Origin of the sequence: Streptomyces panaciradicis (genome assembly GCF_023516615.1) — a bacterium.
Classification (GTDB): domain Bacteria; phylum Actinomycetota; class Actinomycetes; order Streptomycetales; family Streptomycetaceae; genus Streptomyces; species Streptomyces panaciradicis.
In genome coordinates this window covers 253,170-268,212 of record NZ_JAMGBF010000001.1, presented here as the reverse complement: position 1 = coordinate 268,212, position 15,043 = coordinate 253,170, and the positions used below count along the sequence as shown (strand labels likewise).

General features: G+C 70.1%; 15 protein-coding genes. 7 read left to right on the top strand and 8 right to left on the bottom strand.

All coding sequences use genetic code 11. From position 1 onward, the window contains the following. From M8J74_RS01300 to M8J74_RS01280, 5 genes are all read right to left on the bottom strand, one after another. A partial coding sequence (locus M8J74_RS01300; RefSeq protein ID WP_249834607.1) for an ATP-binding cassette domain-containing protein occupies nucleotides 1-442 on the bottom strand: 442 nt, incomplete at its 3' end. Continuing rightward, a complete protein-coding gene (locus tag M8J74_RS01295) occupies nucleotides 435-1,409 on the bottom strand; it encodes an ABC transporter ATP-binding protein (protein WP_249834606.1) in 975 nt (324 codons plus the stop codon). The genes M8J74_RS01300 and M8J74_RS01295, both read right to left, overlap by 8 nt. A gap of 9 nt (nucleotides 1,410-1,418) precedes the next feature. Next, on the bottom strand, nucleotides 1,419-2,399 hold the full coding sequence (locus M8J74_RS01290) for an ABC transporter permease (RefSeq protein WP_249834605.1): 981 nt from the start codon (nucleotides 2,397-2,399) through the stop codon (nucleotides 1,419-1,421). Further along, the gene (locus tag M8J74_RS01285; protein ID WP_249834604.1) at nucleotides 2,392-3,315 is read right to left on the bottom strand and encodes an ABC transporter permease; all 924 of its coding nucleotides are present in this window, start codon (nucleotides 3,313-3,315) and stop codon (nucleotides 2,392-2,394) included. Before M8J74_RS01285 ends, M8J74_RS01290 begins: the two co-directional genes overlap by 8 nt. A gap of 6 nt (nucleotides 3,316-3,321) precedes the next feature. After that, the gene (locus tag M8J74_RS01280; protein ID WP_249834603.1) at nucleotides 3,322-4,959 is read right to left on the bottom strand and encodes a peptide ABC transporter substrate-binding protein; all 1,638 of its coding nucleotides are present in this window, start codon (nucleotides 4,957-4,959) and stop codon (nucleotides 3,322-3,324) included. 114 nt (nucleotides 4,960-5,073) lie between these two features. Between M8J74_RS01280 and M8J74_RS01275 the strand changes: the two genes are divergently transcribed. From M8J74_RS01275 to M8J74_RS01245, 7 genes are all read left to right on the top strand, one after another. Continuing rightward, complete coding sequence (locus tag M8J74_RS01275; protein WP_249834602.1) at nucleotides 5,074-5,367, top strand: amidohydrolase family protein; 294 nt, start codon at nucleotides 5,074-5,076, stop codon at nucleotides 5,365-5,367. A gap of 97 nt (nucleotides 5,368-5,464) precedes the next feature. Further along, nucleotides 5,465-6,205 carry a class I SAM-dependent DNA methyltransferase gene (locus M8J74_RS01270; RefSeq protein WP_249834601.1) on the top strand — a complete coding sequence of 247 codons (741 nt, stop codon included), beginning with the start codon at nucleotides 5,465-5,467 and terminating at the stop codon, nucleotides 6,203-6,205. 228 nt (nucleotides 6,206-6,433) lie between these two features. After that, nucleotides 6,434-8,305 (top strand): ABC transporter substrate-binding protein, encoded by a 1,872-nt coding sequence (locus M8J74_RS01265; RefSeq protein ID WP_249834600.1) that lies wholly within the window; start codon nucleotides 6,434-6,436, stop codon nucleotides 8,303-8,305. A 7-nt stretch (nucleotides 8,306-8,312) separates the two neighbouring features. Further along, nucleotides 8,313-9,344 (top strand): ABC transporter permease, encoded by a 1,032-nt coding sequence (locus tag M8J74_RS01260; RefSeq protein ID WP_058923427.1) that lies wholly within the window; start codon nucleotides 8,313-8,315, stop codon nucleotides 9,342-9,344. Further along, nucleotides 9,341-10,252, top strand: a complete 912-nt coding sequence (locus M8J74_RS01255; RefSeq protein WP_249834599.1) for an ABC transporter permease — start codon at nucleotides 9,341-9,343, stop codon at nucleotides 10,250-10,252. Before M8J74_RS01260 ends, M8J74_RS01255 begins: the two co-directional genes overlap by 4 nt. Further along, nucleotides 10,249-11,247, top strand: coding sequence for an ABC transporter ATP-binding protein (locus tag M8J74_RS01250; protein WP_249834598.1), 999 nt, complete (start codon nucleotides 10,249-10,251; stop codon nucleotides 11,245-11,247). Before M8J74_RS01255 ends, M8J74_RS01250 begins: the two co-directional genes overlap by 4 nt. Then, the gene (locus M8J74_RS01245; protein WP_249834597.1) at nucleotides 11,244-12,233 is read left to right on the top strand and encodes an ABC transporter ATP-binding protein; all 990 of its coding nucleotides are present in this window, start codon (nucleotides 11,244-11,246) and stop codon (nucleotides 12,231-12,233) included. The genes M8J74_RS01250 and M8J74_RS01245 overlap by 4 nt, the downstream gene beginning before the upstream one ends. Here the strand turns inward: M8J74_RS01245 and M8J74_RS01240 are convergent. The 3 genes from M8J74_RS01240 to M8J74_RS01230 form a co-directional block, all read right to left on the bottom strand. Then, nucleotides 12,226-12,615 carry a VOC family protein gene (locus M8J74_RS01240; RefSeq protein WP_249834596.1) on the bottom strand — a complete coding sequence of 130 codons (390 nt, stop codon included), beginning with the start codon at nucleotides 12,613-12,615 and terminating at the stop codon, nucleotides 12,226-12,228. The two genes, M8J74_RS01245 and M8J74_RS01240, sit on opposite strands and share 8 nt — an antisense overlap. A 237-nt stretch (nucleotides 12,616-12,852) precedes the next feature. Then, the gene (locus tag M8J74_RS01235; RefSeq protein ID WP_249834595.1) at nucleotides 12,853-13,998 is read right to left on the bottom strand and encodes an ABC transporter ATP-binding protein; all 1,146 of its coding nucleotides are present in this window, start codon (nucleotides 13,996-13,998) and stop codon (nucleotides 12,853-12,855) included. Next, on the bottom strand, nucleotides 13,991-15,040 hold the full coding sequence (locus M8J74_RS01230) for an ABC transporter ATP-binding protein (RefSeq protein ID WP_249834594.1): 1,050 nt from the start codon (nucleotides 15,038-15,040) through the stop codon (nucleotides 13,991-13,993). The genes M8J74_RS01235 and M8J74_RS01230 overlap by 8 nt, the downstream gene beginning before the upstream one ends. Nucleotides 15,041-15,043: the final 3 nt, after the last annotated feature.

Below are 15,043 nucleotides of genomic sequence, written 5' to 3'. Positions count from 1 at the left end.
CGACGACGTCCAGCAGCTCCTGGACCTTCTTGCGCCGGTCGCCCTTGGGGGCCACCTCGGGGTGGATCTCGTACGGCTCCCCGATGATGTCGCCCACCGTCATACGGGGGTTGAGGGAGGTGTAGGGGTCCTGGAAGACCATCTGGATGTTGCGGCGGACGGACTTCAGGGCCCTGGCGGACAGCTTGCCGATGTCCTCGCCCTTGTACCGGATCACCCCTTGGGTCGGCCGTTCAAGGTTGACGAGCATCTTGGCGACGGTCGACTTGCCGCAGCCGGACTCCCCGACGATGCCGAGGGTCTCGCCCTTGTGCAGCGTGAAGTCCACGCCGTCGACCGCCCTGACCGCACCGATCTGCTTCTTGATCACGATGCCCCGCGTCAGCGGATAGTGCTTGACCAGTCCGCTCACTTCGAGGATGGGCTCGGCTCGGTCAGCCATCGAGGCACTCCCTCCAGAAGTGGCAGGCGCTGCCCCGGTCCTCGTCGACCTCGTACAGGGGCGGTTCGTCGGTGCGGCACACGTCCTGGGCCATCGGGCAGCGGGGGTTGAAGGCGCAGCCCGGCGGGATGTGCATCAGGTTGGGCGGCAGGCCCTTGATCGCGTACAGCTCCTGGCCCTTCTGGTCCAGGCGCGGGATGGAGTCGAGGAGCCCGCGGGTGTAGGGGTGGGCGGGGGCCTTGTAGATGTCGTGCACCGGGGCCGACTCGACGATCCGGCCCGCGTACATCACGGCGATTTTGTCGGCGACGTCGGCGACCACGCCGAGGTCGTGGGTGATGAGGATCAGGCCCATGTTGTACTCGCGCTGCAGGTCCGCCAGCAGGTCCATGACCTGGGCCTGGACGGTGACGTCGAGGGCGGTGGTGGGCTCGTCGGCGATGATGAGGGCCGGCTCCAGGGCGAGCGCCATCGCGATCATGATGCGCTGGCGCATACCGCCGGAGAACTGGTGCGGATAGTCCCCGACCCGCGCCGCCGCGGCCGGGATACGGACCCGGTCCATCAGCTCGACCGCCTTGGCCCTGGCGTCCTTCTTCGACATCCCGCGGTGCACGATGAACATCTCGCCGAGCTGGTCGCCCACGGTGAGGACGGGGTTCAGGGACGACAAGGCGTCCTGGAAGATCATCGCCATCTCGGCGCCGCGGACCTTCCTGCGCTCCTCCTCCTTGAGCCCGAGCAGGTCCCGGCCCTGGAAGAGGATCTCGCCGCCGGTGATCTTCCCGGGCGGGATGTCGAGGATGCCCATCACGGCCTGCGCGGTGACCGACTTGCCGGACCCGGACTCCCCGAGGACGGCGAGCGTCTGGCCCGCGTCCACGCTGTAGTCGACGCCGTTGACGGCCTTGGCGACCCCGTCCCGGGTGTGGAACTCCACGTGCAGATCACGCACTTCGAGCAGCATGACGACGGCTCACCTCAGCTTCGGGTCGAGGGCGTCGCGGACCGCGTCGCCGAGCATGATGAAGGCGAGGACGGTGAGGGCGAGGGCGCCGGCCGGCCACAGGAGCATGTGCGGGGCGTTGCGGATGTAGGGGGACGCGGCGGAGATGTCGATGCCCCAGCTGACGTTCGGGGGCTTCAGGCCGACGCCGAGGAAGGACAGGGTGGCCTCCAGGGCGATGTAGGTGCCGAGCGCGATGGTGGCGACGACGATCACCGGGGCGACCGCGTTGGGCGCGATGTGCCGCAGCAGGATGCGGGAGTTGGAGGCGCCGAGGGAGCGGGCGGCGTGGACGTAGTCGTTGTGCTTGGCGGTGATGACGGAGCCGCGGCCGATGCGGGCGATCTGCGGCCACCCCAGCAGCACGATGAAGCCGACGACCGGCCAGACGGTGTTGCTGGTCACCACCGACAGCAGGACCAGACCGCCCAGCACGACCGGGATCGCGAAGAAGATGTCGGTGATGCGGGAGAGGAACGAGTCCCACGCGCCGCCGAAGTAGCCCGCGAGGCCGCCCAGCACCGAGCCGAGGATGGCGACCCCGAGCGTGGCGCAGACGCCGACCGTGACGGACGTACGGGTGCCGTAGACGGTGCGGGTGTAGACGTCGCAGCCCTGGCCGTCGAAGCCGAAGGGGTGGCCGGGCTGGGAGCCCTGCTGGGCCTTGGCGAGGTCGCAGGTGAGCGGGCTCATCCAGGTGATGGACGAGGGCCACAGGGAGATGAAGACCAGGAAGAGGATGACGACGCCCGCGATGATGAAGACGGGGTTGCGGCGCAGGTCGCGCCAGGCGTCCGACCAGAGCGAGCGGGGCTTGCCGGCCGGGCCGGTGCCCTCCGGTCCGCCGGGTGTCTTCTCGAGCGTCGTCGCCTCGCTCGTCGCGAGGTCCATCGCGCCGCCCATGCCGGTGCCGGCGATGGCGCCCTCCTGTTCGTACGGCTGCTCAGGCATAGCGGATCCTCGGATCGAGTACGGCGTACAGCAGGTCGACGAGCAGGTTGGCGACCAGGAAGACGAGCACGAGGACGGTGACGAAGCCGACGACGGTCTGGGTGTTCTGCCGCAGGATGCCCTGGTAGAGCTGGTAGCCGACGCCGTGGATGTTGAAGATCCGCTCGGTGACGATCGCGCCGCCCATCAGCGCGCCGATGTCGGTGCCGATGAAGGTGACCACGGGGATCAGGGAGTTGCGCAGCAGGTGGCGGACGATCACCCGCTGCCTAGGCAGGCCCTTGGCGACGGCGGTGCGGACGTAGTCGGAGCGGCGGTTCTCCGCGATGGAGGTGCGGGTCAGCCGGGTGACGTAGGCGAGGGAGACCGAGGCGAGGACCAGGCCCGGCACGATCAGCTCGCTGAAGGGTGCCTCCGGGGAGACCGACGGTTTGATCCAGCCCCACTCGACGCCGAGCAGCAGTTGCAGCAGCAGGCCGGTGACGAAGGTGGGCACGGAGATGACGACGAGGGTGAGCAGGAGGACGGAGGTGTCGACGGGGCGGCCCCGCTTCAGGCCCGTGACGACGCCCAGGGTGATGCCGATGACGATCTCGAAGAAGATCGCGACGATCGTCAGCCGGATGGTGACGGGGAACGCGCTCGCCATCAGCTCGGTGACCTTCTGCCCGTTGAAGGCGGTGCCGAAGTCGCCGGTGAAGACGTTCCCCATGTAGGTCAGGTACTGCTGCCACACGGGCTTGTCGAGGCCGAACTCCTTCTTCAGCTGGGCGGCCGTGGCCGGGTCGCACTGCCGCTCGCCGCACAGGCCCGCGATGGGGTCGCCCATCACGTTCACCATCAGGAAGATCAGCAGCGTGGCCCCGATGAACACCGGGATCATCTGGAGCAGACGCCGGACCACGTACCTGCCCATGGGGGCTCAGCCGACCTTGATCTCGTTGTACACCGGGACGCTGAACGGGTTGAGGGCCACGTTCGACAGGCGGTCGGACCAGCCGGCGCTGCCGTTCTGGTACCACAGCGGGATGGCGGCCATGTTGTCGCGGACGACCTTCTCGGCGTTCTGGAAGAGGCCGATCGCCTTGGCGGTGTCGGTCTCGGCGTTGGCCTGGTTGACGAGACTGTCGAAGTCCTTGTTGGACCACTGGCCGTCGTTGGAGGAGGCGTTGGTGTAGTAGAGCGGCTGCAGGAAGTTCTGGATGAGCGGGTAGTCCATCTGCCAGCCGGCCCGGAACGGCCCGGTCATCTTGTGCTGCCCGATCTGGTTGCGGAAGTCCGCGAAGGTGCCGACCGGGTTGCCGACGCAGGCCTTGTTGTTGCCGAGGGCGTTGTTGATGGAGTTGCACACGGCGTCCACCCACTCCTTGTGCGAGCCGGTGTCCGCGTTGTATGTGATCTTGACCTGGCCGCCGGGGAGGCCGCCGCCCTCCTGGACGAGCTTCTTGGCCTCGCTCGGGTTGTAGGTGCAGCCGTCCCCGCACAGGCCGTCCTGGAAGCCGCCCTTGGTGCCGAGGACGGGCGAGGTCCAGTCGGTGGCGGGGGTGCGGGTCTTCTGGAAGATCGTCTCGGTGATCTGCTGGCGGTTGATCGCCATGGACAGGCCCTTGCGGACCTTCACCGAGCCGCTGGTGTTCCAGTTCTTGTCGTAGTACGGGAAGGCGAGCGTCTGGATGATGCCGGCGGGCGTGTTGAGGTAGCGGCTGCCGAGGTCGTTCTTGACGTTCTTCAGCTGCGCGGCGGGGATGTCGTCGACGAGGTCGAGGTTGCCGGCCATCAGGTCGGTGTAGGCGGTGTTGTTGTCGGTGTAGACCTTGAGGTCGACGCCGCCGTTCTGCGCCTTGTCGCTGCCGGGGTAGGCGTCCCACTTGCGCAGGGACATCTTGGAGCCCTTGGTGTACGACTGCACGGTGTACGGGCCGTTGCCGACCGGCTTCTTGATCCAGTTGGCGTGGTCGGTGAAGAACGCCTGGGGCAGCGGGGAGTAGGCCGCGTAGCCCAGGGTGTCGGGGAAGGTCGAGAACTTCTGCGTGAGCTTGACGGTGAAGGTGCGGTCGCCGGTGACCTTGAGGCCGGAGAGGGTGTCCGCGGTCTGATTGCCGGTGTCCGGGTGCGTCTTGTCGTAGCCCTCGATGTAGCCGAAGAAGTACGCGTTCTTCTGGTTGTTCTTCAGGCTGGCGCCGTAGTTCCAGGCGTCGACGAAGGACTTGGCGTTGACGGCCTCTCCATTGCTGAACTTCCAGCCGCTCTTGACGGTGATCGTGAAGTTCTGCGAGTCCTTGGTGTCGATGCTCTCGGCGAGCATGTCCTGGGCGGCGCCCGTCTTGGGGTCGTACCGCTTCAGCCCGCGGAAGATCATGTCGAGGACCTTGCCGCCCTGCACCTCGTTGGTGTTGGCCGGTTCCAAGGGGTTCTGGGGGTCGCCCCAGGACGAGCTGAGCACTCCGCTGCCGGACCCGCTGCCGCTTCCGCTGTCGCTCCCACCGCCTCCGCAGGCCGTCGCGGCGAGTGCGACCGCCGTCGCGCATGCGGCCCACTTGGCGTGCGTGGCTCCGCGCATGGAGTGCCTCCTCAGGAATGCCGGTCCGTTATCGGCCAATATGTGATCAATAACGGCCACCCCGCACCTCCGACGCGCCCATTCGCAGGACGGCGGCCGATACCCTTCGCCCCCATGGCCCTTCACCTGCGCGGGACCGTGCTGCCGGACGGGTCGGTCCGGGACCTGTGGACGCTCGGCGACCGGATCACCTTCGACCGCCCGTCCCGACCGGCCGACACCGTGGCCGACGGAGGGTTCCTGCTCCCCGGCCTGGTCGACGTGCACACCCATCCGGGCACCCGATCGGCGGACGAGACGGCGTTCGATCCCGAGGCGTTCGCCGCGCACGGCACCGATCCGCGCCGCCAGCCCGGGGTGCTGCGGTATCCGGGACGGATCGTGCTGCGGGGGCGGGTCGTGCGCTGACCGGCGCGGCCGGGTAAGGCAAGAGGGAGTGCCGGACAAGGCAAGAAGACGGTTGTTCACGTCCGTGCGTTCGGTGACCTGTGACACACTCCTGCGCGTGGTCGACCGATCGTTCGCCGATCTTTCCCTCGCCTCCCTCTACGACGCCCTCCACCCGTGGGGACCGGGCGACGAGTTCTGTCTGGGCCTGGCGATGTCCGCCGGATCGGTGCTCGACGCGGGCTGCGGCACCGGCCGGCTGCTCGCGCGGGCCCGTGCGGCGGGGCATCGGGGGCGGCTGACGGGGCTGGATCCGGCGGCCGCGCTGCTCGTCCAGGCACGGCGGCGGGAACCCGGGGTCGAATGGGTGCTCGGGGATCTGGGGTCGCGGGCGTGGGGCGGCGAGTTCGAGCTGGTCGTGATGACCGGGCACACCTTCCAAGTTCTCGTAGGGGAAGACGAGTTGCGGCGGGCGCTGAGCAGCGTGCGCGCCGCCCTGGCCCCGGGCGGGCGGTTCGTGTTCGGCACCCGGAATCCGGCGGCGCGCGCCTGGTCGCGGTGGACGCCGGAGCACGTGCGCCGGGTCGTCGGCCCGGACGGCCGTGCCGTACGGGTGTGGCGCGAGGTGGAGGGGGCCGCCGGGGGCGAACGGGTGACCTTCACGACGACGTTCGCGGGCGGCCCCTGGCCCCGCCCGCAGACCTGCCGCTCCACCCGGCGCTTTCTGGCCGCCGACGCCCTGGCACGCTCGCTGGGCCGGGCGGGGCTTCGCGTGACGGAACAGTTCGGCGACTGGGAACGCGGGCCTCTCCGGGCAGACAGTCACGAGATCATCACGGTGGCCGAATCCGTCCGCTGACGGCGTCAGCCCCCCACCAGGACCCCTTCACCGGTCTCGACCAATATTGGCCACATCGAACATCAACTCGCCGTTTCCGCAGGCCACATCAGGTTTGGCGGGCCGTTGACGGGCGCAGACACCCGCTGATAGACACACTCATCACCCAGCTGGCGTCACCAGGCGAAACCCGGTCCGGAAGTCCGAACAAGCCCTCCCTGTGCGAGCGATGACGCGAGGTCACGATTCATGAGCCCACAAGACCAGCACGGCACACGGCGTTCACACCCGAGAAGCCCACGGCACCGCACGGCCCGGCTCGTCGCGGCCGCCGGCGCCGTCGCCCTGACCGTCTCGGCAGGCCTCGCGACCCCGCTCAACCCGGCGCCCCAGCGCGCCCAGGCGGCCGAGGGCAAGAAGACGCTCACCGTGGCGGTCGCCCAGAGCGTCGACTCGCTCAGCCCCTTCCTCGCGGTACGGCTGCTCAGCACGAGCATCCTGCGGCTGACGTACGAGTACCTCACCGACTACGACCCCGGGGACGCGCACCCCGTGCCGGGCCTCGCCACCAGCTGGAAGCCGTCCGCCGACAAGCTCACCTGGACGTACACCATCCGCTCCGACGCCACGTGGTCGGACGGGGAGAAGGTGACCGCGAAGGACGCGGCCTGGACGTTCGACAAGATGATGACGGACGAGGCGGCGGCCACGGCGAACGGCAGCTTCGTCGCCAACTTCCGTTCGGTGTCCGCCCCGAGCCCCACCCAGCTGGTCATCAAGCTCAAGAAGCCGCAGGCGACGATGACCGCGCTCGACGTGCCGATCGTGCCCCAGCACATCTGGAAGAGCGTCAAGGACTTCTCGAAGTTCAACAACGACAAGTCCTTCCCGATCGTCGGCGACGGCCCGTTCGTGCTCACCGACTACAAGGCGGACAGCTACGTCCGGCTGAAGGCCAACAAGGACTTCTGGCGCGGGGCGCCGAAGTTCGACGAGCTGGTCTTCAAGTACTACAAGGACCAGGACGCCGCGGTGGCCGCCCTGCGCAAGGGCGAGGTCTCCTTCGTCGCGGGCCAGCCCGCCCTCACGCCCGCCCAGGCCGCGTCCCTCAAGGGCCAGAAGGACATCCACGTCAACGAGGGCCCGGGCCGCCGCTTCTACGCCCTGGCCACCAACCCGGGCGCGAAGGCGCGCAACGGCCAGAAGTTCGGCGACGGCGATCCGTCCCTGCTGGACCAGCGGGTGCGCAACGCCCTGTTCATGGCGGTCGACCGCAAGGCCGTCATCGACAAGGTGTTCCAGGGCCACGCCGTCGAGGGCCAGGGCTACATCCCGCCCCGCTTCTCGACGTACTTCTGGAAGCCCTCCGCGAGCCAGGACCTCTCCTACGACCCCGCCAAGGCCGCCCAACTCCTCGACCAGGCGGGCTACAAGAAGAACGCGGCCGGTAAACGGGTCGGCAAGAACGGCAAGCCGCTGAACTACCGCGTCCTGTGCCACGCCACAGACCCCAACGACAAGGCGGTCGGCCAGTACCTCAAGGAGTGGTGGGGCAAGCTCGGCATCGGCATGACGCTGGACTGCCTGGACAACGTCACCGACCCCTGGCTCGCCGGGAAGTACGACCTCGCCTTCGACGGCTGGTCGGTCAACCCCGACCCCGACTTCGTGCTGTCGATCCACACCTGCGGCGCCCTGCCGGCCACCCCGAAGGACACCGGCGCGACCGACAACTTCATCTGCGACAAGACCTACGACGACCTGTACGCCAGGCAGCTCGCCGAGTACGACTCCGCCAAACGGGCCGACATCGTCAAGCAGATGGAGTCGCGGCTGTACGACCTGGGGTACATGAACGTCATGGCGTACCCGAACGCCGTCGAGGCCTACCGCACCGACCAGATCAAGTCGATCACGACGATGCCGAAGGCGGCCGGCAACATCTACGGCCAGGACGGCTACTGGAGCTGGTGGTCGGCCGTGCCGGCGGACTCCGGTTCCTCCTCCGGGGGTTCCTCGACCGGGGTGATCGTCGGCGTCGTCGCGGGGGTCGTGGTCCTCGCCGCCGCCGGGGTGTTCTTCGCGATGCGCCGCCGTACGACCGCCGACGACCGCGAATAGGTGGTTCATGGTCTCCGACGCAGTCACCGCGCCCGTCGCCCGGGCGAGACGGCCCCGTACCGGCACCGCCTACCCCCGGTACGTGGCCGGGAAGGCGGGCGGCGCCGCCGTCTCGCTGCTGGCCGTCCTGGTCACCGGGTTCTTCCTGTTCCGGCTGATCCCGGGCGACCCGGTGAAGACCATGACGGGCGGCCGGCCGGTCTCGGCGGCACAACTCGCCGAGTACCGGCGGGAGTTCGGGCTCGACCTGCCGATGTGGGAGCAGTTCACCGACTACTGCCGCAAGGCGCTCACCGGTGACCTGGGCACGTCGTACCAGTTCCGCGCCCCGGTCATCGACAAGATCACGGAGGCGCTGCCGAACACGCTGCTGCTGACCGGCACCGCCTTCGTGCTCTACACCGCGCTCGGCATGTTCCTCGGCACCCGCTCGGCCTGGCGGCACGGGAAGCTCGGCGACAAGCTCAACACCGGCCTGGCGCTCACCCTCTACTCCGTGCCGTCCTTCTGGCTCGGCCTGCTGATGATCATCGTGTTCGCGGTGGGCCTCGGCCCGATCCCCGGGCTGTTCCCGACCGGCGGCATGGAGTCCGGCGGCAAGGAGGGCTTCGCCTACGTCCTCGACGTCGCCCACCACCTGGTCCTGCCGGTGATCACCCTGGTCGCGGTCGAGTACGGCCAGACGCTGCTCGTCACCCGCTCGGCGCTGCTGGACGAGATGGGCAGCGACTACCTGACGACCGCCCGCGCCAAGGGACTCAGGGACGACCTGGTGCGCCGCCGGCACGCCGTGCCGAACGCGCTGCTGCCCACGGTCACCCTCGTCTTCGTCAATCTCGGCCGGACCGTCGCGGGCGTCATCCTGGTCGAGACCGTCTTCTCCTGGCCGGGCCTGGGCGGCCTGTTCTACCAGGCGCTGAGCGTGCCCGACCTGCCGCTCGTGCAGGGCCTGTTCCTCTTCTTCGCCTCGGCGGTGATCGTCATGAACACATTGGCCGACCTGCTGTATCCGCTGCTCGACCCCCGGGTGGGCCGATGACGGCCGACGCGGCGCCGGCGACCCCGGGCCGGCTCGCCCGGCAGCGCCGCCGGCAGTCCGCCGCCCGGTTCTGGCGCAGCTACCGCACCCACCGCGCCGGGATGATCGGCCTGGCCGCGCTCGTGCTGTTCGCCCTGATGGCACTGACCGCGCCGCTGACCGTCGGCTCCGGCGTGGCCGGCGTGACCGACGCCCCCGGCGCTCCGCTGGAGGCGCCGAGCCTCGACTTCCCGCTGGGCACCGACCGGTTCGGGCGCAGCGTGCTGGGGCTGGTGGTGTGGGGGTCACGGGTGTCGCTGCTGGTGGGGCTGCTCGCGGCCGTGCTGTCGGTGGTGATCGGCACCGTCGTCGGGGTCACCGCCGGGCACTTCAAGGGCGCGTACGCGACGGTGCTGATGCGGATCACGGACTGGTTCCTGGTGATGCCGGCGCTGGTGCTCGCCATCGCGCTGGCCACCGTGATGACCCGCTCGCTCGGCACGGTGATCCTCGCGATCGGCGTCACCTCCTGGCCGACGACGGCCCGGCTGGTGCGCGCCCAGACCCTGGCGGTGGAGTCGCGGCCGTACATCGAACGGGCCAAGGCGCTCGGCGGCGGGCACTGGCACATCATGAGCCGGCACGTGCTGCCCAACGTGATGCCGCTGGTCCTCGCCCAGACGACCCTGATGATCTCCTCCTCCGTCCTCGCCGAGGCCACGCTCGCCTTCCTCGGGCTCGGCGATCCGACGGTGATCTCGTGGGGCGGGCTGCTGCAGGACGCGCGCGAGGCGGGCGCGGTCAGCGCGGGCGACTGGTGGTACCTGGTGCCGCCGGGCATCGCCATCGCGCTGGTGGCGCTGGCGTTCACGCTGTGCGGGCGGGCGGTGGAGTCCGTGCTCAATCCCAGGCTGGGGGTGGCCCGTTGACGCTGCTGGACGTGCGGGGCCTGACCGTGACGTATCCGGGCGGGGCCGAGGCGGTACGGGGTGTGGACCTGTCCCTGGAGGCGGGCCGCAAGCTCGGGATCGCCGGCGAGTCGGGCTGCGGCAAGTCCACGCTGGCGCTGGCCCTGCTGCGGCTGCTGCCGGCCGGCACGAAGGTCGGCGGTGAGGTCCTGCTCGACGGGGAGGACGTCCTGACGATGCGCTGGGGACAGGTGCGCGCGGTGCGCTGGGCCGGCGCCTCGATCGTCTTCCAGGGCGCCATGCACTCGCTCAACCCCGTGCACCGCCTCGGCGACCAGATCGCCGAGCCGATCCTGCTGCACGGCGGCGCGCCCCCGGCGGCCGCCAAGCGGCGGGCCGGTGAGCTGCTGGAGCAGGTGGGTCTGCCGGCCGCGCGGGCGCGGGCGTATCCGCACGAGCTCTCCGGCGGCCAGCGGCAGCGCGTCATGATCGCCATGGCGCTGGCCTGCGACCCGCGGCTCGTGATCGCCGACGAGCCGACCACCGCCCTGGACGTGATGATCCAGGCGCAGATCCTGCGGCTCATCGAACAGCTCGTGTCCGAGCAGGAGCTGGGCCTGATCATGATCAGCCACGATCTGGCGGTCCTCGCCGACACCTGCGACCGGCTGGCCGTGATGTACGCGGGCCGGGTGGTCGAGGAGGGGCCCGCGCGGACGGTCTACGAGGACGCGCTGCACCCGTACGGCAGGGCCCTGTCGTCGGCGTTCCCGCGCATCGGCGACCCGGCGTCCCGGTTCGCCCCGCGGGGGCTCGCCGGTGACCCGCCCGACCCGACGGACCTGCCGTCCGGCTGCGCCTTCCACCCGCGCTGCCCGGTCGCCCTGGACGAGTGCGCCGTGCTGGACCAGCCGCTGCGGGAGGCCGGACCCGGGCGGCGGGCGGCGTGTGTGCACGTCGGGGCGGCGGTTCCGCCGCCGGCCGGTCCGGCGCAGGACGTGAGGAGCACGACATGACGACTGCGGCGCCGCTGCTGAGCGCGCGGGACCTGCACGTGACCTTCCCCGGCCGCCACGGCGCCGCGCCCGCCCGGGCGGTGGACGGCGTGGAGCTCGACATCGGCGCCGGGGAGATCGTGGCGCTGGTCGGTGAGTCGGGCTGCGGCAAGACGACGCTGGCGCGCTCGCTGCTCGGGCTGGTCGAGCCGTCCTCGGGCAGCGTCCGCTTCGACGGCAAGCCGCTGGAGTACTCCTCCCGGGCGCTGAAGGCCTACCGCCGGCGCGTCCAGCTGGTCCTGCAGGACCCCAGCGGCTCGCTGAACCCGCGGCACACGGTGTACGAGGCGGTGGCCGAGGGCCTGCGCATCCACGGGCACGGCGGCGACGAGCGGGCGGCCGTGGCAGAGGCCCTGTCCCGCGCGGGACTCCGCCCGCCCGAGCGCTTCTTCCTGCGCTACCCGCACGAGCTCTCCGGCGGGCAGCGCCAACGGGTCGTCATCGCGGGCGCGTTGGTCCTGCAGCCCGAACTCATCGTCGCCGACGAGCCGGTGGCCTCCCTGGACGCCTCCGTACGCGGCGAGATCCTCGCCCTGCTGCTGCGTCTGCGCACCGAACTGGGCCTGTCCGCGCTGGTGGTCACGCACGACCTGGGTCTGGCGTGGAACGTCGCGGACCGGGTGGCGGTGATGTACCTGGGGCGGATCGTGGAGACGGGCACGGTGGAGCAGGTCCTGACGGCGCCCCGGCACCCGTACACCCAGGCCCTGCTGTCGGTCCTCCCGGAGGCCCCCGGCGACCCGGTGGTCCTGACCGGCGAACCCCCCGACCCCTCCCGCATCCCCTCCGGCTGCCGCTTCCACGCCCGCTGCCAGATCCTGGCGGGCGGCGAGGCGGACCGCGCCGGGGTCGCGGACGCCTGCCGCACCCAGGACCTCGCCATCCTGACCGGCACGGACGAAACCCAGGTGGCCTGCCACTGGGCCCGGACACGGGTGACTACGTAGCCTCACCCGCGACCAACTCGACCTCGAACCCGTCGGAGTTGACGAGGTAGGCGGCGTAGTGGCCGGGCCCGCCGGCGTACGGGTAGCGCGCGGCGAAGAGGGGCTGCCAGCCGTGGCCGGGCGCGGCCTCGGCCAACGCGTCGACGTCGCCGCGCGAACCGGCGTGGAAGGCGAGGTGGTTGAGCCCGGGCCGCATCCGGTCGTGGTCGGTGCCGCTCATGGCGACGGACTCCTCGACCACCAGATAGGTGCCGCCCTCCCGCCAACTCCTCCCCCGCTCCCACTCCTGGTACGGCGTCCACCCGAGCCGCCCCAGCAACCACCCCCACTCCCCCACGGCCCGCCCCAGATCCGGCACCCACAACTCGACGTGATGCAACACGCGCCTACCCCCTCAAAAGACAGCACTGCACCCACCAAGGGGCGCGGGGAACTGCGCGACCAGCCACAACGCCCCCGCACCCCACCACACCGGGCGCCGCAAACGCCCCAGGGGCGCGGGGAACTGCGCGACCGGCCACAACCGCCCCGCACCCGCACGACAACCCGCGTCCGGAAACGCAAGTCCCCGGCACCCCACAACAGCGGGTACCGGGGACAACTGCTCAGCCGCCGCAGGCTACGCGTGGACGACGTCCTTCTCCTCCGCGAAGTGGCAGGCCGACTCGTGGGCCGCCGGGGAGTCGGTGTCCTTGAAGCGCTCCGGGATCGCGAGCAGCGGGACCTCCTCGGCGCACTTGTCCTGGGCCTTCCAGCAGCGGGTGCGGAAACGGCAGCCGGAGGGCGGGTTGGCCGGGGACGGCACGTCACCGGTCAGGATGATCCGCTCGCGGCTCTCGCGGGCCTCCGGGTCCGGCACGGGGACCGCCGACAGCAGCGCCTGGGTGTAGGGGTGCGTCGGGTGGTCGTAGATCTGCTCGTCGGTGCCGATCTCGGCCATCTTGCCGAGGTACATCACGCCCACGCGGTCCGAGATGTGCCGGACGATCGACAGGTCGTGCGCGATGAAGATGTAGGACAGGTTGAACTCGTCCTGCAGTCGCTCCATCAGGTTGATGACCTGGGCCTGGACGGAGACGTCCAGGGCCGAGACCGGCTCGTCGCAGATGATGATCTCGGGGTTGAGCGCCAGACCGCGGGCGATGCCGATGCGCTGGCGCTGACCGCCCGAGAACTGGTGCGGGTAGCGGTTGATGTACTCGGGGTTGAGGCCGACGACGTCCAGCAGCTCCTGCACCCTGCGCCGCCGGTCGCCCTTCGGGGCCACCTCGGGGTGGATGTCGAAGGGCTCGCCGATGATGTCGCCCACCGTCATACGGGGGTTGAGCGAGGTGTAGGGGTCCTGGAACACCATCTGGATGTTGCGGCGGACCGCCTTCAGCGCGCGCCCGGACAGCTTGGTGATGTCCTGGCCCTTGTAGAAGATCTCGCCGGCCGTCGCCCGCTCCAGGTTCATCAGGAGCTTGGCCACCGTCGACTTGCCGCAGCCGGACTCGCCGACGATGCCCAGGGTCTCGCCCTGGTGCAGGTCGAAGGAGACGCCGTCGACGGCCTTGACCGCGCCGACCTGCTTCTTGAACAGGATGCCCTGGGTCAGCGGGAAGTGCTTGACCAGGCCACGCACCTGCAGGATCGGCTCGCCCCGCTCGACGGGCGCCTCGATGGCGGCGACGGACTCCGCCTCGGAGTGGGCGTCCACCACGTCCACCTCGGACACGTTCGGAGTGGCGTCCTGCGGCTCGTCGTTCTTGCTGAGCTCAGCCATGGAGCGTCTCCTTCCAGAAGTGGCAGGCCGAGGCACGGCCCGGCAGCTCCGCGCCGTCCTGCTCGGTCACCGGCAGCAGCGGAGGGATGTCCGTGCGGCAGATGTCCTGCGCCTTGGGGCAGCGCGGGTTGAAGGCGCAACCGGTGGGGATGCGCAGCAGGTTGGGCGGCAGACCCTTGATCGCGTACAGCTCCTGGCCCTTCTGGTCCAGGCGCGGGATCGAGTCCAGCAGACCGCGCGTGTAGGGGTGCGCGGGCCGCTTGTACAGCTCGTGGACGGGGGCCGTCTCGACGATCCGGCCCGCGTACATCACGGCGATCTTGTCCGCGACGTCGGCGACCACGCCGAGGTCGTGGGTGATGAGGATCAGGCCCATGTTGTACTCGCGCTGCAGGTCCGCCAGCAGGTCCATCACCTGGGCCTGGACGGTGACGTCGAGAGCCGTGGTCGGCTCGTCGGCGATGATCAGCTCGGGCTCCAGGGCCAGCGCCATGGCGATCATGATGCGCTGGCGCATACCGCCGGAGAACTGGTGCGGGTAGTCGTTCACCCGCGCCGCGGCGGCCGGGATCTTCACCCGGTCCATCAGCTCGATCGCCTTGGCCTTGGCGTCCTTCTTGGACATGCCGTGGTGGACGCGGAACATCTCGCCGAGCTGGTAGCCGACGGAGAGCACCGGGTTCAGCGAGCTGAGCGCGTCCTGGAAGATCATGGCGATGCGCCGGCCGCGGATCTTGCGGCGGTCCTCACCGGACATCCGGAGCATGTCCTCGCCCCGGAAGCGGATCTCGCCCTGCGGGATCTTCGCCGGGGGCATGTCGAGGATGCCCATGATGGCCTGCGCGGTCACCGACTTGCCGGAGCCCGACTCGCCGAGGACGGCGAGCGTCTCGCCGGCGGCCACGCTGTAGTTGACGCCGTTGACGGCCTTGACCACGCCCTCGCGGGTGTGGAACTCGACGTGCAGGTCACGCACTTCGAGGAGCGGGCCGCCGTCGCCGTCGCGCGGCGAGGGCACGGAAACTTCTTCGATGATGGTCACGTA